Annotated in this window: 27 protein-coding genes; 11 read left to right on the plus strand and 16 right to left on the minus strand. The window is 59.0% G+C overall.

Going from position 1 to position 22,202, the window contains the following annotated elements; all coding sequences use genetic code 11:
- Nucleotides 1–15: 15 nt before the first annotated feature.
- Nucleotides 16–567 carry an RNA polymerase sigma factor gene (locus JTY93_RS04205; RefSeq protein WP_169996141.1) on the minus strand — a complete coding sequence of 184 codons (552 nt, stop codon included), beginning with the start codon at nt 565–567 and terminating at the stop codon, nt 16–18.
- A 261-nt stretch (nt 568–828) separates the two neighbouring features.
- On the opposite strand from JTY93_RS04205, the gene sctW reads away from it, so the two are divergent.
- The 11 genes from sctW to sctU all read left to right on the plus strand — a co-directional run bounded on the left by sctW (nt 829) and on the right by sctU (nt 11,043).
- A complete protein-coding gene (sctW, locus tag JTY93_RS04210) occupies nt 829–1,920 on the plus strand; it encodes a type III secretion system gatekeeper subunit SctW (RefSeq protein ID WP_205476974.1) in 1,092 nt (363 codons plus the stop codon).
- Nucleotides 1,917–4,013, plus strand: a complete 2,097-nt coding sequence (sctV, locus tag JTY93_RS04215; protein WP_205476975.1) for a type III secretion system export apparatus subunit SctV — start codon at nt 1,917–1,919, stop codon at nt 4,011–4,013. Before sctW ends, sctV begins: the two co-directional genes overlap by 4 nt.
- A 69-nt stretch (nt 4,014–4,082) precedes the next feature.
- Nucleotides 4,083–4,988, plus strand: coding sequence for an FHA domain-containing protein (locus tag JTY93_RS04220; protein WP_205476976.1), 906 nt, complete (start codon nt 4,083–4,085; stop codon nt 4,986–4,988).
- The gene (locus JTY93_RS04225; RefSeq protein ID WP_205476977.1) at nt 4,985–6,343 is read left to right on the plus strand and encodes a FliI/YscN family ATPase; all 1,359 of its coding nucleotides are present in this window, start codon (nt 4,985–4,987) and stop codon (nt 6,341–6,343) included. The genes JTY93_RS04220 and JTY93_RS04225 overlap by 4 nt, the downstream gene beginning before the upstream one ends.
- Nucleotides 6,330–6,755: a type III secretion system stalk subunit SctO gene (gene sctO, locus JTY93_RS04230; protein ID WP_205476978.1), complete on the plus strand. Its 426-nt coding sequence runs from the start codon at nt 6,330–6,332 to the stop codon at nt 6,753–6,755. Before JTY93_RS04225 ends, sctO begins: the two co-directional genes overlap by 14 nt.
- On the plus strand, nt 6,752–7,210 hold the full coding sequence (locus tag JTY93_RS04235; protein ID WP_205476979.1) for a type III secretion system HrpP C-terminal domain-containing protein: 459 nt from the start codon (nt 6,752–6,754) through the stop codon (nt 7,208–7,210). The genes sctO and JTY93_RS04235 overlap by 4 nt, the downstream gene beginning before the upstream one ends.
- Nucleotides 7,207–8,229 (plus strand): FliM/FliN family flagellar motor switch protein, encoded by a 1,023-nt coding sequence (locus tag JTY93_RS04240; protein ID WP_169996155.1) that lies wholly within the window; start codon nt 7,207–7,209, stop codon nt 8,227–8,229. The genes JTY93_RS04235 and JTY93_RS04240 overlap by 4 nt, the downstream gene beginning before the upstream one ends.
- Nucleotides 8,226–8,879: a type III secretion system export apparatus subunit SctR gene (gene sctR / locus JTY93_RS04245; RefSeq protein WP_205476980.1), complete on the plus strand. Its 654-nt coding sequence runs from the start codon at nt 8,226–8,228 to the stop codon at nt 8,877–8,879. Before JTY93_RS04240 ends, sctR begins: the two co-directional genes overlap by 4 nt.
- A gap of 7 nt (nt 8,880–8,886) precedes the next feature.
- Nucleotides 8,887–9,150, plus strand: coding sequence for a type III secretion system export apparatus subunit SctS (gene sctS, locus JTY93_RS04250; RefSeq protein WP_169996159.1), 264 nt, complete (start codon nt 8,887–8,889; stop codon nt 9,148–9,150).
- A 10-nt stretch (nt 9,151–9,160) separates the two neighbouring features.
- Entirely contained in the window at nt 9,161–9,949 is a 789-nt protein-coding gene (gene sctT, locus JTY93_RS04255) for a type III secretion system export apparatus subunit SctT (protein WP_205476981.1), read from the plus strand.
- Nucleotides 9,946–11,043, plus strand: coding sequence for a type III secretion system export apparatus subunit SctU (sctU, locus tag JTY93_RS04260; protein ID WP_205476982.1), 1,098 nt, complete (start codon nt 9,946–9,948; stop codon nt 11,041–11,043). The genes sctT and sctU overlap by 4 nt, the downstream gene beginning before the upstream one ends.
- On the opposite strand, the gene JTY93_RS04265 is transcribed toward sctU, so the two are convergent.
- The 15 genes from JTY93_RS04265 to JTY93_RS04335 form a co-directional block, all read right to left on the minus strand.
- On the minus strand, nt 11,040–11,402 hold the full coding sequence (locus JTY93_RS04265) for a transcriptional regulator (RefSeq protein WP_375373148.1): 363 nt from the start codon (nt 11,400–11,402) through the stop codon (nt 11,040–11,042). The two genes, sctU and JTY93_RS04265, sit on opposite strands and share 4 nt — an antisense overlap.
- Before the next feature lie 5 nt (nt 11,403–11,407).
- Complete coding sequence (gene hrpT, locus JTY93_RS04270; protein ID WP_205476984.1) at nt 11,408–11,611, minus strand: HrpT family type III secretion system protein; 204 nt, start codon at nt 11,609–11,611, stop codon at nt 11,408–11,410.
- Entirely contained in the window at nt 11,608–13,749 is a 2,142-nt protein-coding gene (sctC, locus tag JTY93_RS04275; protein WP_169996167.1) for a type III secretion system outer membrane ring subunit SctC, read from the minus strand. Before sctC ends, hrpT begins: the two co-directional genes overlap by 4 nt.
- A gap of 14 nt (nt 13,750–13,763) precedes the next feature.
- A complete protein-coding gene (locus JTY93_RS04280; RefSeq protein ID WP_205476985.1) occupies nt 13,764–14,156 on the minus strand; it encodes a type III secretion protein in 393 nt (130 codons plus the stop codon).
- A 1-nt stretch (nt 14,157) separates the two neighbouring features.
- Nucleotides 14,158–14,376, minus strand: coding sequence for a hypothetical protein (locus tag JTY93_RS04285; protein ID WP_169996171.1), 219 nt, complete (start codon nt 14,374–14,376; stop codon nt 14,158–14,160).
- A 95-nt stretch (nt 14,377–14,471) separates the two neighbouring features.
- Entirely contained in the window at nt 14,472–15,062 is a 591-nt protein-coding gene (gene sctL, locus JTY93_RS04290) for a type III secretion system stator protein SctL (protein WP_205476986.1), read from the minus strand.
- 5 nt (nt 15,063–15,067) lie between these two features.
- Nucleotides 15,068–15,625, minus strand: coding sequence for a type III secretion protein (locus JTY93_RS04295; protein WP_205476987.1), 558 nt, complete (start codon nt 15,623–15,625; stop codon nt 15,068–15,070).
- On the minus strand, nt 15,618–16,409 hold the full coding sequence (gene sctJ / locus JTY93_RS04300) for a type III secretion system inner membrane ring lipoprotein SctJ (RefSeq protein WP_205476988.1): 792 nt from the start codon (nt 16,407–16,409) through the stop codon (nt 15,618–15,620). Before sctJ ends, JTY93_RS04295 begins: the two co-directional genes overlap by 8 nt.
- Before the next feature lie 6 nt (nt 16,410–16,415).
- Nucleotides 16,416–16,781, minus strand: a complete 366-nt coding sequence (locus tag JTY93_RS28870) for an EscI/YscI/HrpB family type III secretion system inner rod protein (RefSeq protein WP_240344350.1) — start codon at nt 16,779–16,781, stop codon at nt 16,416–16,418.
- 112 nt (nt 16,782–16,893) lie between these two features.
- Complete coding sequence (locus tag JTY93_RS04310) at nt 16,894–17,094, minus strand: hypothetical protein (RefSeq protein ID WP_169996179.1); 201 nt, start codon at nt 17,092–17,094, stop codon at nt 16,894–16,896.
- A gap of 189 nt (nt 17,095–17,283) precedes the next feature.
- A complete protein-coding gene (locus JTY93_RS04315; protein WP_169996181.1) occupies nt 17,284–18,207 on the minus strand; it encodes a sigma 54-interacting transcriptional regulator in 924 nt (307 codons plus the stop codon).
- Nucleotides 18,208–18,632: 425 nt separating this feature from the next.
- The gene (gene ychF, locus JTY93_RS04320) at nt 18,633–19,733 is read right to left on the minus strand and encodes a redox-regulated ATPase YchF (RefSeq protein ID WP_205476989.1); all 1,101 of its coding nucleotides are present in this window, start codon (nt 19,731–19,733) and stop codon (nt 18,633–18,635) included.
- A gap of 22 nt (nt 19,734–19,755) precedes the next feature.
- Complete coding sequence (gene pth, locus JTY93_RS04325; protein ID WP_032857782.1) at nt 19,756–20,340, minus strand: aminoacyl-tRNA hydrolase; 585 nt, start codon at nt 20,338–20,340, stop codon at nt 19,756–19,758.
- 168 nt (nt 20,341–20,508) lie between these two features.
- Complete coding sequence (locus JTY93_RS04330) at nt 20,509–21,114, minus strand: 50S ribosomal protein L25/general stress protein Ctc (RefSeq protein WP_029295688.1); 606 nt, start codon at nt 21,112–21,114, stop codon at nt 20,509–20,511.
- Nucleotides 21,115–21,252: 138 nt separating this feature from the next.
- A complete protein-coding gene (locus JTY93_RS04335; RefSeq protein WP_003171603.1) occupies nt 21,253–22,194 on the minus strand; it encodes a ribose-phosphate pyrophosphokinase in 942 nt (313 codons plus the stop codon).
- Nucleotides 22,195–22,202: the final 8 nt, after the last annotated feature.

Genomic DNA, 22,202 nt, shown 5'->3' on the forward strand with positions numbered 1-22,202 from the left:
TGGGCGATCCCTCTCCTACTGGAACGGGTGAGATTTTGTCGCGCGTTTCAGTTGTTCCCGTGCCCGGGACAGGCGCGAACGCACGGTTCCGATCGGAATCGCCAGGGCATCAGCGGTGTCCTGGTAGCTGCCGTCGGTTTCCAGTGAGGCATACAAGGTGTTGCGCATTTCCAGGGGCAGGTGCTGGATCGCATTGAGGGTGTTTTCCAGCCGGCGGCTGATCTCGAATTGGCGCGCCAGGTCCTGCTCTTCGTTGTGCCCATGGGACAACGATTCATCGAACTCGCAATGCACCGGCTTGGCATAGAGCCGGCGAAAGTGATTGCGGATCAAATTCAACGCGATCCCGCACATCCAGGTACTCAGTGACGCCTGCGCGCTGAAGTGATGACGGTTACGCCATGCCTCCAGATACGTCAGTTGCAGGATATCGTCCGCATCCTCCGGGTTCAGTACGCGTTTATGAATGAACCGGCGCAGGCGTTTGTGGTGGTCATCGGACAGATCTTGGATGGATTGGCTTGGGTCGCGGGGAAGATTGACTAAAACACTGATTGGGATATCCATGATTTTTCCTCAGGGTATAAACGGTCGAAATGGTTTCGACGAGAACCCTGTTAGCACCGCTTGTGCCAAGCGGAAATAATCACTATCTATTTGATAAATATGAGGAAATATCTTGCTTTAGGTGTTTTTTGTGCAATCGTTTGCGCAAAGCATCTTGGGTTTGTGCCGGTATTTTCATGGGGCATGGGAAGCGGATGAGGATGGAACCGGATCGGACCTTCCAGCCACACAAGGATACGAATCTCTTGCTATGGCATTCCCATGAAAGTCGATCCCAACCTTGATGTGCAAAATCCCGCGCACCTGAATCAACCGGCACCGGCACGGATTGAAAATGGGCCGCCCTCTCAGATAAGCGCCCCCGTGGCGGACGATCTCAGTGCGCTGTTCAGCCAAGAGGTGGAACTCAACGCCAAGGCGCTGGGCAAGCGCCAACTGGGCTTGCGCGCCCCGGCGGCCGAGCAGTTGACTCAGCTCTATGAGCAGTTGGGGCATCCGGCCCAGGCGAAAATGGCGACCATCGCCCGCAATGTCAGGGTCCAGCTGCTGCTCGGGGCCGGGGTCGGCAAGATGATGGACATCAGCGGCAACGACCCGGCGCGGGCCTATGTGGTGCTCAAGCATGTGGCGCTCCAGGCGGACGCCGAGGGACGCATTGCGGAAGCCACCCTGGCACGCACTTCCCTGGCGGACCTGGAAGCCCATTACAAACCGCAGATCCAGGCGGGGCTGAACACTGCATTGGCGCTGCAGGCGGGCAGTGATGACCCGCAGTTGCGCCAGGCTGTGCGCAGCATGTATTACACCAGCGTGGTCTCCACCCAATCGTTGGCGACCCTGATGCAGTCATTGCTGGGGCTGTTCGGTGAGGGGGACTTTGCGACCGGGTTGAAGCTGATCCGCCGGGCCCTGGCCGATGATATTGCCGCGCAGACCTCGTCGGTCGACCGGGGCCAGTTGCGGACATTGCTGTTGGGCCTCAACGACTGCAGTCGATTGAGTGGCGTGCTGGCGCGTTGCAAGGCGTTGATCGGGCAGTCCCTTCTTTTGTACCCCGAACTGCATCTGGATCCGGTGGGCCTGTTGCAGCGTTTGCTGGGGTATGCGGCCAGCGGTCTCACGCCCCACGAAATCAAGCACCTGGCCCGTGACCTGGGGGGCAGTGAGCTGCCTCACCAGTTGAGCTGCCTCAGTGCCTTTTTCCCGGAGCTCAAGGCCCTGCCTCTGGCCTGGTGGTGTGATGCACGACGGCGCGAAGAAGCGTTGAACAGCTACAAGCAGGTGCTGCTTGAATACGCCGCGCAGGAGCGAGGCTCGCGCCATACCCACACCTGGCCGGGATTGAAGGCATGAGTGCGTTGCGGGCAATCAATGCGGTGCTGTTGAAGGTTGCACAACGCGCCGAGGTGCTGGGCGCGGTGGTGGTCATGGCCATCGTGTTTATCTTTATCGTGCCGCTGCCCACCTGGCTGGTGGATATCCTGATTGCCCTCAATATTTGTATTTCGTGCCTGTTGATCGTGCTGGCGCTGTACTTGCCAGGGCCGCTGGCCTTTTCTTCGTTCCCCTCGATTCTGCTGCTGACCACGATGTTTCGCCTGGCGTTGTCGATTGCGACCACACGCTTGATCCTGCTGGAGCAGGACGCCGGCGACATTGTTGAGGCGTTCGGCAACTTTGTGGTGGGCGGCAATCTGGCGGTGGGCTTGGTGATCTTCATGATCCTGACCCTGGTCAACTTCCTGGTCATCACCAAGGGCTCGGAACGGGTTGCGGAAGTGGCGGCACGTTTTAGCCTGGACGCGATGCCCGGCAAGCAAATGTCCATCGACAGCGACCTGCGCGCCGGTCTGATCGACGGCAACCAGGCCCGGGACAAACGCGAGCAACTGTCGCGCGAAAGCCAGTTGTTCGGGGCTATGGACGGCGCGATGAAGTTCGTCAAGGGGGACGCCATCGCGGGCCTGATCATTGTGGTGATCAACTTGCTGGGCGGCTTTGCCACCGGCATGTTCCAGCATGGCATGAGCGCCGCCGACTCCATGGCGTTGTACTCGGTACTGACCATTGGTGATGGCCTGATCGCACAGATTCCGGCCCTGCTGATCTCGCTGACGGCCGGCATGATCATCACCCGCGTGGCCCCGTCCGGCCGCAGCAAAGGCAGCAATAACATGGGCGCCGAAATTGCCCGGCAAATGACCAGCGAACCCAAGAGCTGGATGATTGCGTCGGTGGGCATGCTCGCTTTCGCGACGCTGCCGGGAATGCCCACGGTGGTATTTATCCTGATCTCGCTGATGACGGGCGGCCTGGGTTATTTCCTGATGCGCCAGCGCCAGCGTGAGGAGCAGTCGCAGCAGCCGTCCAACGATGCCGTCCCGCCCGAGCAGAACGGGGTGGAAGACCTGCGCGGTTTTGATCCATCGCGCCCGTACCTGTTGCAGTTTCCGGTGGCCCTGCAGGAGAGCCCGCTGGTGACGGAAGTCATCCACGGTGTGCGCCAGAGCCGCAACAGCCTGGTTACCCAGATTGGCTTGACGCTCCCACCGTTCGAAGTCGAGTTTGCGCCGGCGCTGGCTGACGATGAGTTTCGCTTCTGCGTGCATGAAGTGCCCCTGTTGAAGGCCACACTCGGTCAATGGGTTGGCGTAGAGGTTGCGGCACTGGCGGCGGAGCCAGAAAGCGGGAGCAGGGGCCTGGTCGAGCGCGATGAGCAGGACTGGGTGTGGTTTGCGCCCGACGATCCTGTGCTTGCCGATGAACACTTGCCGCGCTCGACTGCATACAGCCTGCTCCAGGAGCGGATGACGCGGGCGATGTTGCTCAGCGGCCCGCAGTTCCTCGGGATTCAGGAGAGCAAGGCGATTCTCAGTTGGCTGGAGTTCAATCAGCCGGAGTTGGTGCAGGAACTGCAGCGGATCATGCCGCTTTCACGGTTCTCATCGGTGTTGCAGCGCCTGGCCGGTGAAGGCGTGCCGCTGCGGGCCGTGCGGCTGATTGTCGAGGCCCTGATCGAGCACGGCCAGCATGAGCGTGAACCGGAAGCCCTGACCGACTATGCGCGCATTGCCCTCAAGTCGCAGATTCTTCACCAGTACAGCGAAGCCGACGGCCTGCATGCCTGGCTGTTGTCGCCCCACACCGAAAACGTGTTGCGCGATGCCCTGCGCCAGACCCAGACGGGTGTGTTCTTTTCCCTGGATAACGAAAGCAGTGCGGCGCTGGTCAGCCTGCTCAAGCAAGCCTTTGTCGTGCGCCCCAAGAGCAAAAGCGTGTTGCTGGTTGCACAGGACCTGCGCAGCCCCATGCGTACCTTGCTGTTGGAAGAGTTCAACCATGTACCGGTCCTGTCGTTCGCCGAGTTGAGCGCTTCGTCCAAGGTCAAGGTGCTGGGGCGCTTTGATCTTGCCCAGGACAATCTGTTGCGCGAGGAGGTGGCATGAGGACGTCAGGGGTGGTTGCCCAGGCTTTAGAACAAGTCGTTGTCATTGCAACGGTCATGAGGCTTGGCGATGTTTGAGCTACGTGTGCTTGATGGTTCGCGCCAGGGAGCGGCGTTGCCGTTGTTTGGCGGGCAATGGAGTATTGGTGCGCATCCGGATGCTGACCTATCGCTTTATGACGAAGGGATTGCCGAGCGCCATGTGCTGCTGCGGTGTATCGAGCAGCACTGGTCGGTCCAGGCTCAAGAAGGGTTGGTGCGGGCCAGTGACGGTCAGCTCCTGGCCCAGATTGCCGACCTGGCACTGGGCGTTCCTTTTTCCCTTGGCAATATTCGACTGTGCGTCACCCTGGCCGATCAGCCTTGGCCGCAAGCCTCACCTGCCGAGCCGATTGCGCCAGTGGCCAGGCCTGTGAATGAGGCGGTACCGACGCTGGTGTTGTCGTCGATATCCGGGGCGCAGCAGAAACGGTTGATCAGCCTGGTGGTGGTGATCGCGGCCATCATCATGGTGGTGGGCCTTACGACGACGGGCGAGCATGAGGCCCAGGCGTCGTTGATGGCGGCGCCCAGTCAGAAAAACGAGCTGGGCTCAGCCTACGAAGTGCGCCAGCAACTGCTGAAAATGCTCAACGAGCGTGAGCTGGGCAATCGCATCCGCTTGCAGGTGATCAATGGCCAGGTGACGCTCGAAGGGGAAGTTGCCCAGGAAGAAATGGGACTGGTGTCGCGCATGCTCAATCGTTTTGGCGAGCAGTTCGATACGTCTGTGCCAGTGATCAGCCGGGTCAAGGAACGTAGCACGGTACTGCCTTTCAAGATTCTGCAGATCGTTGGCGGGCCGAATGGCCATGTCGTCCTGGATGAAGGCAATCGGCTGTTTGTCGGGGATGAAGTGGATGGCTTGCGGCTGGTTCTGATCGATAACACCAAGGTGGTGTTCGACGGCCTACAACGCTACGAGGTGCGCTGGTGAGTGCCGATCTGCAGGCGCGCCTGCAAGCCTGGGAGCAGGAGCGAGCGCAGGCGCTGGCCAGTTTTGCACCGGTCTCGGTGCGCGGGCGTATCCAGCGCGTCAACGGCATGTTGCTGCAATGCCGTTTGCCTCAGGCGCGTATCGGCGATTTGTGCCAGGTTGAAAAGTCCACCGGCGACTACATGCTGGCCGAGATCATCGGTTTCGATCAGCAGGATGCGGTGCTCAGTGCCTTGGGCAATCTTGAAGGCGTGCGGGTGGGCGCCAGTGTCGAACAGTTGGGCGTCTCGCACCGAGTACGCGTCAGTGATGAGCTGTTGGGCCAGGTGCTGGACGGCTTTGGTCGTCCGATTACGGGGGAGGGCGCCAGTGCATTTGTCGAGGCGCACGCCGAAGACACCAGCCTGGTGTTGTGCGAGGCGCCCTTGCCCACCGAGCGGCCCCGGATCCACCGGGCACTGTCCACCGGGGTGCGCTCGATCGATGGCCTGCTGACCCTGGGTGAAGGCCAGCGCGTTGGCCTGTTTGCGGGCGCCGGCTGCGGCAAGACCACCTTGCTCGCCGAGATCGCCCGCAACGTTGACTGTGATGTGATTGTGTTCGGCCTGATTGGTGAACGAGGCCGTGAGCTGCGCGAGTTTCTCGATCATGAACTGGATGATCAGCTGCGCGCCAAGGCGGTGCTGGTGTGCGCGACGTCCGACCGCTCAAGCATGGAGCGCGCCCGTGCCGCGTTCACCGCGACGGCACTGGCCGAAGGTTATCGACGCAAGGGGCTGCGGGTCCTGCTGCTGATCGACTCCCTGACCCGTTTTGCCCGGGCCCAGCGTGAAATCGGCCTGGCGGCTGGCGAACCGCTGGGGCGCGGCGGTCTGCCGCCTTCGGTGTACAGCTTGCTGCCACGTCTGGTGGAGCGTGCCGGGTTGACCCGCGAGGGGGTCATCACGGCGATCTACACCGTACTTATCGAGCAGGACTCCATGAGCGATCCAGTGGCCGACGAAGTGCGCTCGCTGCTTGATGGCCATATCGTCTTGTCGCGCAAATTGGCCGAGCGCGGCCACTACCCGGCGGTGGATGTGCTGGCCAGCCTTTCGCGGATTCTGAGCAACGTCGCCGAACCTGCGCATATCCAGGCCGGCACCGCACTGCGCCGTTTGTTATCGGCGTATCAGCAGATTGAGTTGATGCTCAAGTTGGGCGAGTACCAACCCGGCAGCGATGCCCTGACTGACCTGGCGGTGGACAGTCGCCAAGCGGTGGACGGGTTTTTGCGCCAGGACTTGCGCGAGCCCGCGCCGATGCCGTTGACGCTCGAGCAACTGATGAGCCTGACCACCCATGTCCCTTTCTGAAATCGACACCTTGCGGCGACTGCGTCGGCATCGGGCAGACCGCGCCGAGCGAGCGTTGCGTGAGGCCAAGCGGCATCAGCAAGCCCTATTGGTGCAAATCCAGCAGGCACAGGCGGCGCTTGAGCAAACGCGCCTGCAGGAGATCGAGAAAACCGCCGAGTTGCTGGGTAAGCATCAAGGCCAGGTGCTCTCGTTGCAGCAACTCAAGGCCTGGAGCAGCCAGGAGCGCACCTTGTCCGCAGGGACCCGCCGCGAGGAAGGCCAGTTGGATCAATTGCATGGCCAGCGGGAGGAGCACGTGGTGCATATCGCCAGTGCACAGAAACAGGTGAGCCGATGCCTGCGCGAGGTCGAGAAACTTCAGGAGTTGTCGGTTTTATTGAGGCAGGAAGAGGTACAGGAAGAACTATGACCCAAGTCCAAGCAAGCAAGCCTGAACGCCCGCGCCCGCGTGAGCCGCGCGCGGACCAGGAGCCTGTACCGTCGGGGGGCGTGCCCTGGGAGCAGGGACGGTTATTTACCCAACTGCTGGACAGTGATGCCGAGGGGGCGGGCTACGGCACCTCGGCAACGGCAGCCGGGGTGGCGGGCGATACCTTGATGATCGAGGCGATGACGGCGCAATTGCTACCCCGGATCCATGGGAGCGCGCAATGGCCGCTGCAGGCGGTGCTTTATCTGCCGCGTCTGGGGCGGATCAGCGCCAGTGTGCGCCGTGAACAGGGGCAATGGAACATCGAGCTGGCGGCCGAGCAGGAGCTTGCCACGCGTTGGCTGGGCGATGTGCGCCAGCGCTGTGAGGAACGTCTGGCCGAAGCCCTGGGCGCGCCTGTCGCGTTACACCTGACCCATGTGGGCGCGACATGATCATGCCGGCGCTCGCGATTCCCTTGGTCAAAAGCGCCACGGTTGCGGCACGCCTGCGCCTGGGGCGGGGCCTGCGTATGCCGTTTCAGGTGACAGGCCAGCACGGTGAGCTGCTGCTTGAGCCTGGACGTGCGCCCAGGAGCGCCGCTGCGCTGTATTTCGAAACGGCCTGTGGGCTGCTGGCCTTCAGCGAGCCAGGGCCGATGTTCAGTCTTCTGGGGGAGTGCCCGGTGACGCTCGCCGAGGCCGGCAATGATCCGGACTCCTGGTTCTGGGAACTGTTCCAGCACCACTTGAGCCCTCAGGTGCGAGCGCTGTTTGGTTACCTGCGGCTGCGGGCCGTCCCTGGAAAACTGAATTTCGGTTGTCGGCTCACGGTGACGTTGGGGGCCTCCCGGGTGGTGGGCTACCTGTTGCTGGCCCCCGAGAGTCTGTTGGCATTGTGTGATGCGGGGCGCTGGCAACCTACGGCCCTGCCGTTGCCGGCCTCGTTTCAACTGACGATTGCCGTGACGCTGGGGCGGTTGAAACTGCCCCTGAGCCAAGTTCGCGGCCTGCGTGCCGGCGATGTGGTGATGCTGGAGCAGGCTTTTTTTGATGTGCACGGCAATGGCCAGTTACGGATTGGCAAGCATCGCCTGCATGGGCGCATTGACGATGAATCAGGGCCTGTGGGCCTGACACTTGTATCTATCGAGGAAACGTCTGTGGACGAGGATCTTTCAGCACAACACTACTCGGGGTATGACGAGCATGACCTTGATGAACCCGTGGTAGATGTTTTTGGCCATGAGCCTTTCGACGAGTTGAGCATGGCCTTGAATGTGCGCTGTGGCACCCTGAACCTGACGCTCGGGGAGCTGCGCAACCTTGCGCCCGGTGCGGTGTTGAGCATCGCGGGCTACGCTCCCGGCATGGCGGGGCTCTACTACGGCGATCGGCCGATTGGCCAGGGCCAGTTGGTCGAGATGGATGGACGCCTGGGCCTGCAGTTGTCCCGTGTGATTTTCGCGCGATGACGTTCCAGGGGGTCGAGCCCGTCATCCTCGCGTTATTCATCGGCGCACTGGCCTTGATGCCGATGCTGTTGATCGTCTGCACCGCCTTTCTGAAAATCATCATTGTGCTGATGATCACCCGTAATGCCATCGGCGTGCAGCAAGTGCCGCCGAGCATGGCGCTCAACGGCATCGCGCTGGCGGCGACCCTGTTTATCATGGCGCCGGTGGGGTATGCCATTGCCCAGAACGTCAAGCAAGCCCCGGTGGACTTGAGCAGCGTGCAACGCTTCCAGGAAACGGGGCTGGTGGCCATTGAGCCGCTGCGTCTGTTCATGACGCGCAACACCGACCCGGACGTCCTCACGCACCTGCTGGAAAATACCGCACGCATGTGGCCGCCGGAAATGGCGCAGAACGCTCAGCGCGACGATCTCCTATTGCTGATTCCGGCCTACGTGATTTCCCAATTGCAGGCCGGGTTCGAAATCGGTTTCCTGATCTATATCCCCTTTATCGTCATCGACCTGATTGTCTCCAACCTGCTGCTGGCCCTGGGCATGCAGATGGTTTCGCCGATGACCATTTCCCTACCCCTCAAGTTGCTCCTGTTCGTATTGGTTTCTGGTTGGTCGCGGCTGCTCGACAGTCTGTTCCTTTCTTATTTGTGAGTGACCTATGGAACCGATCGTACTGTTCAAGCAAGGCATGCTGCTGGTGGTGGTGCTCTCGGCGCCGCCGCTGATTGTCGCGGTGATCGTCGGGGTGATGACCTCCCTGGTGCAGGCCCTGATGCAGGTACAGGACCAGACGTTGCCCTTTGGCATCAAGCTGGTGGCCGTCGGCATCACCCTGATCTTGACCGGGCGCTGGATTGGCGTGGAGTTGATTCAACTGATCAACATGACATTCGACATGATTGCCCGCTCGGCACTGAACTGAGGCACACGCATTGCTCCTTTACCTTGAGTTTTTGCCCAGCCTGTTGATCAGCATGGCGCGCATCTACCCGTGCATGTTCCTGGTGCCGGCTTTCTGTTTCCAGCATGTACGCGGGATGACCCGGCACACGATTGTGATGGTCGTGGCCCTGTTCCCCACACCCGGCATTCATGCCGCATTGATGGGCAAGGACTACTCCGCGTTGATGCTTGGCGGGCTGGTCCTCAAGGAAGCTGCCCTGGGATTCTTGCTCGGGGTTTTGCTGTTCATGCCGTTCTGGATGGTCGAGTCGGTAGGCGCGTTGCTCGATAACCAGCGTGGCGCTCTGGCGGGCGGGCAACTCAACCCTTCGCTGGGGCCGGATGCGACACCGGTCGGGCACCTGTTCAAGCAGTTGGCGATTTTCCTGTTGATCACAACCCTTGGGTTGGGCGTGCTGACGCAAGTGATCTGGGACAGCTACCTGATCTGGCCACCCACGGCGTGGGTGCCCCTGCCGGCGGTCAATGGCTTTAGCGTGTTCCTTGGCCTGCTCGGCGATACCTTCGTGCACATGATGCTCTACGCGGCGCCGTTTATTGCGGTGCTGTTGCTGCTGGAGTTCGGTTTTGCCTTGCTCGGGCTCTACAGTCCGCAGTTGCAGGTGTCCACCCTGGCCATGCCGGCCAAGAGCCTGGCGGGCTTGGCCTTCCTGCTGCTGTACTTTCCGTTGTTGGAGGACTTGATCGCCGGGCGCATGGGCCTGCTGATGGACCTCAAGCATTCTCTTGGTCTGATGTTTCGAGGCCCGGGGCAATGAGTGACTCCGGCGAGAAAAAACACGCGGCGAGTCCCAAGAAACTCCAGGACCAACGCAAGAAAGGCCAGGTTGCCCAAAGCCAGGACGTGGCCAAACTGTTGGTGCTCACCGCGATCAGCGAGATCGCCCTGTTTACCGCCGACACCAGCCTGCAGCGCTTCCAGCAGATGATGGCGTTGCCTTTTGCGCGCGTGGGCCAGCCGTTTGTGCGCGCCCTGGAAGAAGTGCTGATGGACGGCCTGGTGGTGTTTTTTTCGTTCGGCCTGTTGATGTGCGGTGTGGCGATCGCGGTAAAGCTGATAAGCAGTTGGATGCAGTTCGGCTTGCTGTTCGCCCCCGAAAGCCTGAAGCCGGATTTCAACCGTCTCAACCCACTCAGTCAGCTCAAGCAAATGTTTTCTGCGCAGTCGGTGATCAACCTCTTGATGGGGCTGGGCAAGGCGTTGCTGCTCTCGCTGATCCTGTATGTAGTCATCACCCCCTCGCTGCAGGTGCTGATCAACCTGGCCACCAGCGATCTGCAGAGCTACATCGTGGCGCTGATCGCCCTGTTCCGTCACTTGCTGCATGCCTGCCTGGGACTGTTGTTGGTACTCGCGCTGATCGACTGGAGCATGCAGAAGTATTTCTTTGCCAAGCGCATGCGCATGACCCAGGTGGAGGTGGTCAAGGAGTACAAGGACATGGAGGGCGATCCCCACGTCAAGGGCCAGCGCCGCTCCCTGGCCTACCAACTCGCCCAGGAAGAGCCGAAGGTCAAGCTGCCCAAGTTGGAAGAGTCCGACATGCTGGTGGTCAACCCGACGCACTTTGCCGTGGCGCTGTACTACCGGCCCGGCAAAACGCCGCTGCCGATGTTGGTCGACAAAGGCACCGATGCCCAGGCGCGCCAGTTGATTGGCCGGGCCAAGGCCGCCGACGTGCCGGTGATCCAGTGTGTGTGGCTGGCGCGCATGTTGTATGAACGAAAGCTCGGAGCGCCGATTCCCCGGGAGAGTTTGCAGGCGGTGGCGCTGATCTATCGCACCCTGCGTGAACTGGATGATGAGTCCAAGCGCCAGACCCTGGAGTTACCGGAGCTTGCGCGTCGCTAGGGCGCGCGGCGTACATCCAGGGCTTCGAGCTTGGCCAGTGAGAGCAGTCGGCTGACGATGTCATCGAGCGACTGGCCGTTGGGCACCAGTGCATGCCAGATCACCAGGCTGCCCTTGGCATCGAGATAGACAAAGCATCCCTCGAACACCATGGCGTGGACGAAGCGTCGTTCCAGCACCCGCTGTACCTGGCCGGCCTGCAGCGCCTCAGGTGCAATCTGCAGGGCCAGGCCGGGCTTCTGGCCGGCGTTCAACCGGCACAGGCCGATGCCCGGGCACAGAGGCTGGTGAGCGACGGCGCCGCTCACCAGACTGTCCAGAAGTACCTGGCGACGCCCATCATCGTCGGGTAATCCCATGGCGGTCATTGCTCCAGCGAGATCGTCTGATAGTCCGACCTTTCGCCTGATGGGCCGGGTTCGACGCGCATCTGCGGCGGCCACCAGACCACCAGCTTGTTAGCGCTCGATTGCGGACGGGAGCAGGAGTTGCCTTTGCACGTCGGCGTACAGCCGGCCATAAGCAGCGCAAGGCCCAGGAGGGTGATGCAGGAGAGTCGCTGTTTCATGGCGCAGTCTTCCGTGTTGGCGTGAGCAGGGAGGGGCGGGTTACACCGATATGTTCATCCTTCACCACCGGGCGCATGGCGATGAACACCTCGGCCTCTTCACCCGGTTTGAGCCAGGCCCGTGGCCAGACGCTGACGGCCAGGGTCTGGGAATTGCTGCATTCGCTCTCATCGATGCGCACGTTGCGATTGAACTGATTACGCATCACCACCACCGCCACGTTGAACTGCGGGCCGGCGTACCACTGGCTGCGTTCGGTATTGAGCGCCAGCAGGTCACGGGTGTTGCACAAGGTCCCCAGGCCCAGCGGCATGGGCGCGGCTTTGAAGGCGTCAGGCACTTGTCCGGTGACGAGGTGGGCGAGGGCGCTGGTGATTGCGCTGCGCTTGATCACCGGTGGGTGCTCGGCATAGCGCCTGGCCAAGGGGTTGAGGGCCGCCTGCAGCTCTACCTGATCGTCCGCTGGCAAGTAACGTGACGGGTCGGCCTGGTCGCCGATGACGCGGGGGGTGAGGATAAACAGGCGTTCACGTCGGTTGTTCTGCCGCTCGGTGGAAGAGAACAGTGTCTTGCCCAGCAACGGTATGTCCCCCAGCAGCGGCACCTTGTTTCTTTTATCGGTGCTTTCGGTGACATGGAACCCGCCGACCACCAGCGAACGTTTTTCCGCCATCACCGCCTGGGTGCTGACTTTGCCCCGGCGTACATCGGGACCGATACGTTCGGGGTTGGACTCGTCGAAGTTGCCGTCTTCAATATCCACCGCCAGATGGACCTGGTGCTTGCCACGGGTGGTAATGACCCGTGGCACCACCTGGAAACTGGTGCCCACGGTGATAGGCAGGATGGTCGCGTTTTCGACGCCGGCCGTCAGGTACTGAGTGCGGTTGAAGTCAATCACCGCAGGTTGGTTTTCCAGGGTCAGCACCGAAGGATTGGACACCATGGTCGCCAGGCCCTTGGCTTCCAGGGCTCGTATGTCGGCGTAGAAACGGTCGCGCTTTTCCACCGACAGTTGCGCCGATGTCCCAGGCGCCATGTTCACGCCGCCGAGAAAGCGGCTGTTCTGAAAGCCCCAGTTGACCCCGAACTCTCGCAGTTGCGTACGCTCGATATCGAGGATGATTGCGTCGATCTCCACCAGTTTGCGTGCCACATCGAGCTGGGCGATCAGCTCGCGGTACATGGCCTGGCGCTCCGGCAGGTCGTAGATCAAGACGGCATTGTTGCGCACATCCGCTTCGACACGAATTCGGCCTCTTGCAGCGGGGGCTCTGGAGGTCAGCGCCATGCCGGGTTCCATCTGCCCGAGGGGCGCCTGTGCGCCGAGCATCTGGTTCAGCATCGGGTTGCTCAGCCGGGGAAGGATCGGGGTGATGGGCGAGGGCTGCGCTGCCGAGGCCGGGCGTGGGCTCATCGACGACAGTACGGAGTTGTCCCGCGGCTCCAACAGCCCGCGTAGCATGCTGGCAACACCCGCGATGACCAGCTTTTCTCCACGATAATCAATCGGGCGATCCGCCGCGTTGGCGAATTTCAGCGGGAAAGTCAGCACGCTCTGTTTTTCATCGGGAGATTTTCGCTGGCTGCTGAATTGCCTGATCTGTTCGATGTACCGCTTGGGGCCGGATACCAGCACCACGCCATCTTCAGGGAGTTCTCCCCAACCGAAACGGTTATCGAGCAGGCCAATGTCCGTCAATGCCTGCTTGAGGTCCGCAACGGTTTGCGATGAAACCTCCAGGCGCGAGGACTGCTGCTGGTCCAGGGTGCTGATGTACAGCGTGTTGTTGTACATGTACCACTGGAAACGATGTTCTACCCCCAGCCGGTCAAGCAACGACTGTGGGGTATTGGCGCGTATCTTGCCGTTGACGTTGCCTTCCAGATGGCCATCGATCTGAATCTGCGTGCCAAAGGTCTGGGCGAAATCCTCTAGTACCTCACGCACCTGCTTATGTTCAGCTTCATAGGCGTACGCGGTTCTTTTCCATTCGGCGGGGATCGCGGCGAGCGGGCTTTGCACGGGCAAAAACAACCAGGGCAGTACCAGCAGGTAACGCCAATGAGGGCCTTTTTGAGGGGCGGCGGGCGAGACGGCGCGCAAGCGGGTGCGCTTGTGGTTCTTGTTGGACATTGGATGTTCTCTGATTAGTGCGGCAGCGAGCGAAGTGACGTGGGTTGGAACCGTGGGCCCTGTTTTGCAAGACGCGCGATCATTGCGCGCCAGGTATCGCGCTGGTTGAGCAGGGCTTCGAGACTGTCCAGCAAAGGCTTCTCGCTGGCGCTTTCCTGTAGACACTGAGTCAACCAGAGCGCACCCGTTGCAGGCGCCTGTGCGAGTGCACCTTGAAAGTGACTCAGGCTTGCGTTACCCAGGTGCATCCAGGTGTTGAGGTGTGATTTATCAGGCCGGTCCCGGGTCAGTTGGACCTGCAACAAGAGGGTGTTGGAGCCGTGGCGCAGGAGTATTTCGTCATGGTCTTCGATGAGCCTTAATTCTTCGGCGCGGCTGTTCAACCAGTTGGTAATGAGCGCCTTCACTTTATTGCCCGCTGTCCAGGCCCGCCTTCAATAGCATATGTCTTGCCCTGATATGTTCATTGAAAACGTGTTCGGATTTACGGTTGGTCATCACCAGTTCATAGAACAAATCCATGTCCTCCGGGGATCCAGAGTTCTGCTCCATCAAATCGCGTACATCGTTTCTGCTGCGCTTCGCATCGCTAAGAAGTTGCTCTCTGTAACCTGAGTAGTAGTTCATGGATTTGCTCCTTTTTTGTGTTTCCTCTCTGTGGTTTGTATTTCGAATTGGTTCCAGATGTAGCCGTTTATTTGGGGCAGGTGCGTGGTTGAAAATCAGGCATCCAACCGTGTGCTGCTGGGGTCTAGAAAACTGTCGCGCATGGCGGCCCAACCAATGCAAAAGTCCCCTTCTTCGGTTTGTAACAGCAGGGTCTGGGGTTTGACGGTATCGTCAGCACGTAGCGCCCAGAGTGTGTTGTTGTGGTCGGCCAGAGCCTGCCGTACGGCCTCCAGCTCCTGCGGGTGGCACAGCAATGCCGCCCTGACCATCGGCATCTGGCTGGCCATCAATTGTCTGATCAACGCTGCCATGCGTTGTGGCGGGGGCGTATCTTCCAGCAGGAGATGAATCGCCTGGTTGGCGATTGAAGAGGCATATCGTTCAAGGTTGTCGTACATCGCCTGGCGTTCGACCTCCCAGCGCTTGAACTGCGCATCGGCACGTCGCCAGATTTCAAGGCCGGCCTGCTCCAGCAGTTTTTCCCGCTGCTTTTCTGCCAGCTTCAGCAATTGCCTGGCCTGGGCCTTGGCATGCTCCAACGTGTTGTGGGCATGGGCGTAATTGGCCAGGGTTTCGCGGGGGATCAGGGTTTCGGTAAAGGCGGCGGAACCTTTGGGCAAGTCGATTTTATGTCGGCAAAACATTCTGTTCAGTCTCCATGGTCCTTGGTGCTAGGCGCTTTGCCGTCGCTGTGGATCGTCGCAATACGCCAGACCACGGCATGCCAGAGGGTATCGAGGCGGCTGTAGGAGTCACCGAGCGAAAGGGCTTTTTTCTCCAGCTCCAGAACGCGCCGGCGAGGGAATCTCAATCTGATGCGTTGCCAGGTGGCAGGGCTGACCCAGGTACGTAGCAGTTGCAAGGGGTCGTCATCGGGCTGCAGCATATCTGGAGGCAATGCCTTGGACAGTCTGTTGCACCACTGGTGGAGGTTTTCATTCAACGCGCTTTCGTAGGCCGGGCGACACGCGCTGTCAATCAACGCCAGCACCAGGTCAAGTTGTTCCGGCGAGGCGAGCGCCAGTTGCAGCAGTGTGGGCTGAGGCGTGGGGGGCAGGCAGGGGGCGATACCGTAGAGTCTGGCTACCCACAGGTGTCGGCTGTGATGAAGTGCACTGCGTGCCGTGTGCTCATCAACCGTTCGCCAATCTTCACGTGAATGCAGCCAGGGGGTTGCCCACCACTGGACCCATGCCAGGTTACTCATCGTGCGAGGATGGTCCGGTCGCTTGGGCATGCGGCAGCGCTCGCTGACCCCTGATCCGCCAGAACGTCACGGCGATAATGAGCAGCACTAAAACGATCATGGTGAAAGTGACGCTGGCCCGCCAAAAGCCAACGTCATCGCCCGGCACCAGGAACGGACCGAAATAGGCCAGGCGTTGCTGCTCCAGATAGGCTGTCGCCGGAACGAATACCACCGTCAGTTTTTGCGGATTTTCGACGGCGTTGGTCATGCCAGGAATGCTGCTGGAGACCATCCGGCGCACACGGGCCTGGATGTTGTCGGGGTCAAGCCGAGGGTCATGCTTGATGAACACTGATGCAGAAGCCGGTTGTACCGGTTCGCCCGGTGCAACCCGCTCGGGCAGTACTACGTGTACGCGGGCAACGATGACGCCGTCGATGTTCGATAGCGTGGTTTCCAGTTCCTGGGACAAGGCATAGATATAGCGCGCTCGCTCCTCGAGCGGGGTTGAGATGACCCCTTCCTTACGAAAGGTATCGCCCAGGGTGGCGCGGGCTGTCTTGGGCAACCCGACGGCTTCCAGAGTACGTACGGCCCGCCCGATATCGGAGGCATTGACCACGACGACCACACCGTCTTTGGCGGGGACTTTGGAGGCGCGTATATGCTTGTCTGCCAACTCCGCGATGACTTCATTGGCTTCCTGCTCGGAGAGTTGGCGGTGAAGTTCGACGCGGTCACTGCAGGCATTGAGCATGAATGACAACGCTAGCGTTAACGTAATAAACCGTAGGCGAGTCATTTTTATCTACTGAAGGTTGCAGATTTTATCGATGCCTTGTGCGGTTTTTCCGACACTTTTAACGAGAATTTGCGTCAGCAGCAACGTGTCGGAAAGTTGTTCCGGGTACTTTCGCGCTTCATCAAATTTATTCTCGCCGCTCAAGGCTCGCAGACTTTTGGTCATGCGCTGGGTGACAGAATTCAACCGGTCGGATGCCTCGGAAAGCATGCTTTGTGGCGTCGTGTAATTTGTCGCCGCACTAGGTTGTGCGGAGGGCTCCATGATCGAGGCGAAATAGTTGACATCGCTATGGGCGATTGATGATTCCTGTGCGCTAGAGGAACCACTGAGATGATCATGTTCAGCAGAGCGTACTCGTCCTATAAACATATGGCGCCTATTACGTCAGTATTTTGGGGGGGGGCTTATTGTTGTTGATGAAGTGGCTGAAGTGACCTTCCCGCAACCCGTTGCGAGGAAGGTCAGAGGGGCGCCAGACTGATTACAGACGCAGAGCATCAGAGGCTGTTTTGATACCTGCGGTGTTTTGGTTTACCGCAGTTTTCCATGCGTTTTTCACACCGTCAGCCCTCTTTTTCGCTTCTGCAGCTTCAATGCCTGCGTCCGCCTCCTCTGCTGTCATGCCACCTGTGCTGCTACCGTAAGGGGTCGACCCGTAAGAGCCCATTGCACCAATAGTCATATTGTTTACTCCGTATTTAACGTTGATCTCACTGGACTTAAGCGATGTTGAGAGGTGATGTGTCACATCGAGTGTCGCTGTCCATAATTTATGTGGCGCAGGAAATGTATGCGTTCCAATTGCATCGGCAGGGTATGTTTCAAAAGGTGTAACTTTTCCAGGGCGTTGCCCGTTCGCTATGCAACGCAGTTATGTCAGTGATATTTCCAGTTGCTTCATTCGGTAATAGAGCGTGCGCTTGGCCACACCTAACTCGACGGCCACTCCATCAACATTATGGGCATGGCGGTTCAGCGACTCTTCAATCAGCACTTTCTCGATTTGTTGTAGACGCTCCTTGAGCGGCAACTCCAACTCCTGGCGCTTTGTTACCGCAGCACAGAGGGGGGGCAGCCCCAAGACGAAGCGCTTGGCTGTCGAACGTAGTTCGCGCACGTTCCCCAACCAGGAATGACAAAGCAGTTGTGAAAGCAGAGCGTTGGGAGGTGAGGGCACTGGGCACTTGAAGTACTCAGCCTCCTGCCGGATCATTTTCAGGAACAGGGGGATGATGCGTTCGGGTTGCTGCCTGAGTGGCGGGAGGTTGATGTTGACCACGTTCAGGCGAAAATACAGATCGCGCCTGAAGGCGCCTTGAACGACCATCTCATGCAAGGACTGCTGGGCAGACGCAATGACGCGCATGTCTACGGGGATAAACCGAGTCGAGCCCAAGCGTTCTACCCCCCTGGATTCCAACACCCGCAGCAACTTGGCTTGCAGGGGAAGTGGCATGCTGTCTATTTCGTCCAGGTACAAGGTGCCCTGATGCGCGGCTTCGACAGAACCTGCACGCGATTGCATGGCCCCGGTGTAGGCGCCGCTGTTGACCCCGAAGAGTTGGCTTTCGGCAAGGCTCTCCGGTATGGCCGCACAGTTGACCGCGACGAAGTTCCCCCGTCGTCCTGAAAGGCAATGAACACGTTGCGCCAAGGTGTCCTTGCCAGTGCCTGTTTCCCCAAGCAGCAGAATGTCGATGTTGAGCGGGGCGGTGTTATTGATGGTTGTCTCGATGTCTGGACAATCATTGAACGGGGTATCTGGTTCAACTTCACTTTGATAGGAGGCCGACATGTTGCTATTGCTCCAATAGAGTTGTCGCTTCACTATTGTTTTAATTTGCTAGTGATATGGGGCAGTAGACCGGAAAATGTCCAGGTTGTCATTGCGAAAGGAGAGTGGGCTAGGTCGTTGTTTTGTTTGGGATGTTAAGGAATTTGAGTTGGAGGAATATTCAAGTTTTTGTAGGAATGGTGTTTGCAGTTCTGTGTAGGAGAAGTCCTAAATATTTTATGAATGTTATTTAATGGGTAAGTTATGTACTTGAAGTGTCTGTTTGTAGCTCTTCATGTGCATTTTATTGAAATACATAACAGTGTCTTAATATGTCACGCGGCGCTGCAGTTGCTGGAAAGTCCATGTCGTAAATGAGGCGCCCACAAAAAAGCCGATGCAGGGCATCGGCTTTTTTGTGGGCGGCAGGTGCCGTCGGTCAAGCGTTACACGTTGAAGCGGAAGTGCATTACATCGCCATCCTTGACGACGTATTCCTTGCCTTCCAGGCGCCATTTACCGGCTTCCTTGGCCCCGGCTTCACCCTTGAACTGGATGAAGTCGTTGTAGGCGATCACTTCGGCGCGGATAAAGCCTTTTTCGAAGTCGGTGTGGATCACGCCCGCAGCCTGTGGCGCGGTGGCGCCGACCTTGACGGTCCAGGCACGGACTTCTTCGACGCCGGCGGTGAAGTAGGTCTGCAGGTGCAGCATTTCGTAGCCTGCACGGATCACACGGTTCAGGCCAGGCTCTTCCAGGCCCAGGGCCTCGAGGAACATGTCTTTCTCTTCGCCGTCTTCCAGTTCGGCGATTTCCGCTTCGATCTTGTTGCAAACCGGGACAACCATCGCGCCTTCTTCTTCGGCAATGGCCATGACCACGTCGAGCAGCGGGTTGTTCTCGAAGCCGTCTTCAGCCACGTTGGCGATGTACATCACAGGCTTGGTGGTCAGCAGGTGGAAGCCCTTGATCACGGCCTTTTCGTCGACGCTCATGTTCTTCATCAGGCTGCGTGCAGGCTTGCCCAGGGTGAAGTGAGCAATCAATTGCTCCAGCAAGGCCTTCTGCACCACTGCGTCCTTGTCGCCGCCTTTGGCATTACGCGTCACCTTTTGCAGTTGCTTCTCGCAGCTGTCGAGGTCGGCGAAGATCAGTTCCAGGTCGATGATCTCGATATCGCGTTTCGGGTCGACGCTATTGGAGACGTGAATCACGTTCTCGTCTTCAAAGCAGCGGACCACGTGAGCGATGGCATCGGTCTCACGGATGTTGGCCAGGAACTTGTTGCCCAGGCCTTCACCTTTCGACGCACCGGCTACAAGGCCTGCGATGTCGACGAACTCCATGGTGGTCGGCAGGATGCGCTTGGGATTGACGATGGCGGCCAGGGCCTCCAGGCGCGGATCGGGCATCGGCACGATACCGGTGTTGGGTTCGATGGTGCAGAAGGGGAAGTTCTCCGCCGCAATACCGGACTTGGTCAGGGCGTTGAACAGGGTGGACTTGCCGACGTTAGGTAGGCCGACGATGCCGCAATTGAATCCCATGGTGTTTCCCCTCGCAAAAAAGTCAGGCCTTCTGGCTGTGCAGGTTTTTCATCGCACGGTTCCATTCACCGGCGAAGATATCCGGCAGCACGCCGAGGGCAAAATCGATGCTGGCATCGAGTTTTTCCTGTTCGGCGCGTGGCGCACGACCCAGGACGAAATTTGAAACCATACTGGCAACGCCTGGGTGGCCAATGCCGAGCCGCAGACGGTAAAAGGTATTCTGATTGCCCAACTGCGCAATGATGTCGCGCAGGCCATTATGACCGCCATGGCCGCCGCCTTGCTTGAGCTTGGCAACGCCGGGTGGCAGGTCCAGTTCATCATGGGCCACCAGGATTTCTTCGGGTTTGATCCGGAAGAAGCCCGCAAGCGCCGCGACAGCCTGGCCGCTGCGGTTCATGTAGGTGGTGGGAATCAGCAGACGAACATCCTGACCCTGATGCGAGAAGCGTCCGGTCAGGCCAAAATATTTGCGATCGGCCACAAGATTGATGCCTTGGGCGTGGGCGATGCGCTCAACAAAAAGGGCCCCCGCGTTATGCCGGGTCTGTTCGTATTCGGCGCCTGGATTTCCCAGGCCAACGATCAGTTTGATGGCAGTCACGACAGGGGCCCTTCCTTTGGAGTTGTGGATAACATCGCCGCAACCTCGTTGCGGCGAAAGTGGACGACAGGAGCTCACTTATCCAGAGATAAACTTCGCGTTATCGCCCGCTTTCTCGCTACGTTTCGGTCCGCGATGTTTCCTCAAGCTCCGACGCTGCAGAGAGCATTACTCTGCAGCGGTTTCGCCAGCTTCATCTTCTGCTACAACACGTGGCGCGTGGACGTTGGCAACAGCCTTGTCGTCGTTGTGAGCCAGTGCAACGAACTCAACGCCTTTAGGGGCCTTGAGGTCGGACAGGTGAATGATGGTGCCGATTTCAGCAGCCGACAGGTCGACTTCGATGAACTCAGGCAGATCTTTCGGCAGGCAGCTTACTTCCAGCTCGGTAGTGGTGTGGGAAACAACGCCACCTTTCTTGACCGGAGCTTCTTCACCAACAAAGTGCACAGGCACGATAGCGGTCAGTTTCTGACCAGCAACAACGCGTACGAAGTCAGCGTGCAGTACGTGACCTTTGGCCGGGTGGCGTTGCAGAGCCTTGATGATAACGTTCTGCTTTTTGCCGCCAACGTTCAGTTCGATAACGTGGCTGTAGGCAGCATCGTTTTCGAGCAGTTTGGCAACTTCTTTAGCCAGCATGCTGATGGATTCAGGGGCTTTTTCGCCACCGTAAACTACAGCTGGAACCAGGCTTGCGAGACGACGCAGGCGGCGGCTCGCACCTTTCCCCAGGTCGGAACGCAGTTCAGCATTCAAAGTAAAATCGTTCATGTTGTATCTCCAAAATAACCACATTCGCCCCAGCGTTTGCGACCAGCGCTAAAGGCGATATGGGCAAAAAAGCCCCGCCCCAGCATGGTGCTGGGGCGGGGCGCTTTTCGTCAGGTTGATGCTGCCAAGGTTTGACCCTTAGCGGAACATCGCACTGATCGATTCTTCATTGCTGATGCGGCGAACCGCCTCAGCAACAACCGGTGCGATATCCAGTTGACGGATACGCGCACAGGCTTGAGCAGCGGCGGACAACGGGATGGTGTTGGTCACCACCAGTTCGTCCAGCACGGAGTTCTCGATGTTCTCGATCGCTCGGCCCGACAGCACAGGGTGTGTGCAGTAGGCGAAAACTTTAGCCGCACCGTGCTCTTTCAAGGCTTTTGCCGCGTGGCACAGGGTGCCGGCGGTATCAACCATGTCATCGACCAGAATACAGGTACGCCCTTCGACATCACCGATGATATGCATCACTTCAGAGTGATTGGCTTTCTCACGGCGTTTGTCGATGATCCCGAGGTCCACGCCCAAGGACTTGGCAACAGCTCGTGCACGCACGACGCCACCAATGTCCGGGGACACGATCATCAGGTTTTCAAAGCGCTGGTCTTCGATGTCATCCACCAGTACGGGGGAGCCGTAGATGTTATCTACCGGAATATCGAAGAACCCCTGGATTTGGTCAGCGTGCAGGTCAACCGTGAGAACACGATCGATACCTACCACGGTCAGCATGTCAGCGACGACTTTCGCGCTGATAGCCACACGTGCGGAACGCGGACGGCGATCCTGACGGGCATAACCAAAGTAAGGGATTACAGCTGTGATTCGAGTCGCTGAGGAGCGGCGGAAGGCATCAGCCATCACGACGAGTTCCATCAGGTTATCGTTGGTCGGAGCGCAAGTCGGCTGAATAATGAAAACATCTTTACCGCGGACATTTTCATTGATCTCGGCTGTAATCTCGCCGTCGGAAAATTTACCGACAGAGATGTCACCGAGAGGGATATGCAGCTGACGTACAACACGCCGAGCCAGATCGGGGTTAGCATTCCCCGTAAAGACCATCATCTTGGACACGCGCAGTA

Source organism: Pseudomonas hygromyciniae, assembly GCF_016925675.1.
In the GTDB taxonomy this organism is placed as follows: Bacteria; Pseudomonadota; Gammaproteobacteria; order Pseudomonadales; family Pseudomonadaceae; genus Aquipseudomonas; species Aquipseudomonas hygromyciniae.

Coding starts and splice junctions, on each gene's coding strand:
- sctW (WP_205476974.1), top strand. CDS start 829: ATGAAAGTCGATCCCAACCTTGATGTGCAAAATCCCGCGCACCTGAAT.
- JTY93_RS04285 (WP_169996171.1), bottom strand. CDS start 14,376: ATGAACTACTACTCAGGTTACAGAGAGCAACTTCTTAGCGATGCGAAG.
- sctO (WP_205476978.1), top strand. CDS start 6,330: ATGTCCCTTTCTGAAATCGACACCTTGCGGCGACTGCGTCGGCATCGG.
- JTY93_RS04330 (WP_029295688.1), bottom strand. CDS start 21,114: ATGAACGATTTTACTTTGAATGCTGAACTGCGTTCCGACCTGGGGAAA.
- JTY93_RS04310 (WP_169996179.1), bottom strand. CDS start 17,094: ATGACTATTGGTGCAATGGGCTCTTACGGGTCGACCCCTTACGGTAGC.
- JTY93_RS04240 (WP_169996155.1), top strand. CDS start 7,207: ATGATCATGCCGGCGCTCGCGATTCCCTTGGTCAAAAGCGCCACGGTT.
- JTY93_RS04235 (WP_205476979.1), top strand. CDS start 6,752: ATGACCCAAGTCCAAGCAAGCAAGCCTGAACGCCCGCGCCCGCGTGAG.
- sctV (WP_205476975.1), top strand. CDS start 1,917: ATGAGTGCGTTGCGGGCAATCAATGCGGTGCTGTTGAAGGTTGCACAA.
- JTY93_RS04265 (WP_375373148.1), bottom strand. CDS start 11,402: ATGGGATTACCCGACGATGATGGGCGTCGCCAGGTACTTCTGGACAGT.
- ychF (WP_205476989.1), bottom strand. CDS start 19,733: ATGGGATTCAATTGCGGCATCGTCGGCCTACCTAACGTCGGCAAGTCC.
- JTY93_RS04295 (WP_205476987.1), bottom strand. CDS start 15,625: ATGAGTAACCTGGCATGGGTCCAGTGGTGGGCAACCCCCTGGCTGCAT.
- JTY93_RS04315 (WP_169996181.1), bottom strand. CDS start 18,207: ATGTCGGCCTCCTATCAAAGTGAAGTTGAACCAGATACCCCGTTCAAT.
- sctL (WP_205476986.1), bottom strand. CDS start 15,062: ATGTTTTGCCGACATAAAATCGACTTGCCCAAAGGTTCCGCCGCCTTT.
- hrpT (WP_205476984.1), bottom strand. CDS start 11,611: ATGAAACAGCGACTCTCCTGCATCACCCTCCTGGGCCTTGCGCTGCTT.
- sctC (WP_169996167.1), bottom strand. CDS start 13,749: ATGTCCAACAAGAACCACAAGCGCACCCGCTTGCGCGCCGTCTCGCCC.
- sctS (WP_169996159.1), top strand. CDS start 8,887: ATGGAACCGATCGTACTGTTCAAGCAAGGCATGCTGCTGGTGGTGGTG.
- sctU (WP_205476982.1), top strand. CDS start 9,946: ATGAGTGACTCCGGCGAGAAAAAACACGCGGCGAGTCCCAAGAAACTC.
- JTY93_RS28870 (WP_240344350.1), bottom strand. CDS start 16,781: ATGTTTATAGGACGAGTACGCTCTGCTGAACATGATCATCTCAGTGGT.
- sctJ (WP_205476988.1), bottom strand. CDS start 16,409: ATGACTCGCCTACGGTTTATTACGTTAACGCTAGCGTTGTCATTCATG.
- JTY93_RS04205 (WP_169996141.1), bottom strand. CDS start 567: ATGGATATCCCAATCAGTGTTTTAGTCAATCTTCCCCGCGACCCAAGC.
- JTY93_RS04220 (WP_205476976.1), top strand. CDS start 4,083: ATGTTTGAGCTACGTGTGCTTGATGGTTCGCGCCAGGGAGCGGCGTTG.
- sctR (WP_205476980.1), top strand. CDS start 8,226: ATGACGTTCCAGGGGGTCGAGCCCGTCATCCTCGCGTTATTCATCGGC.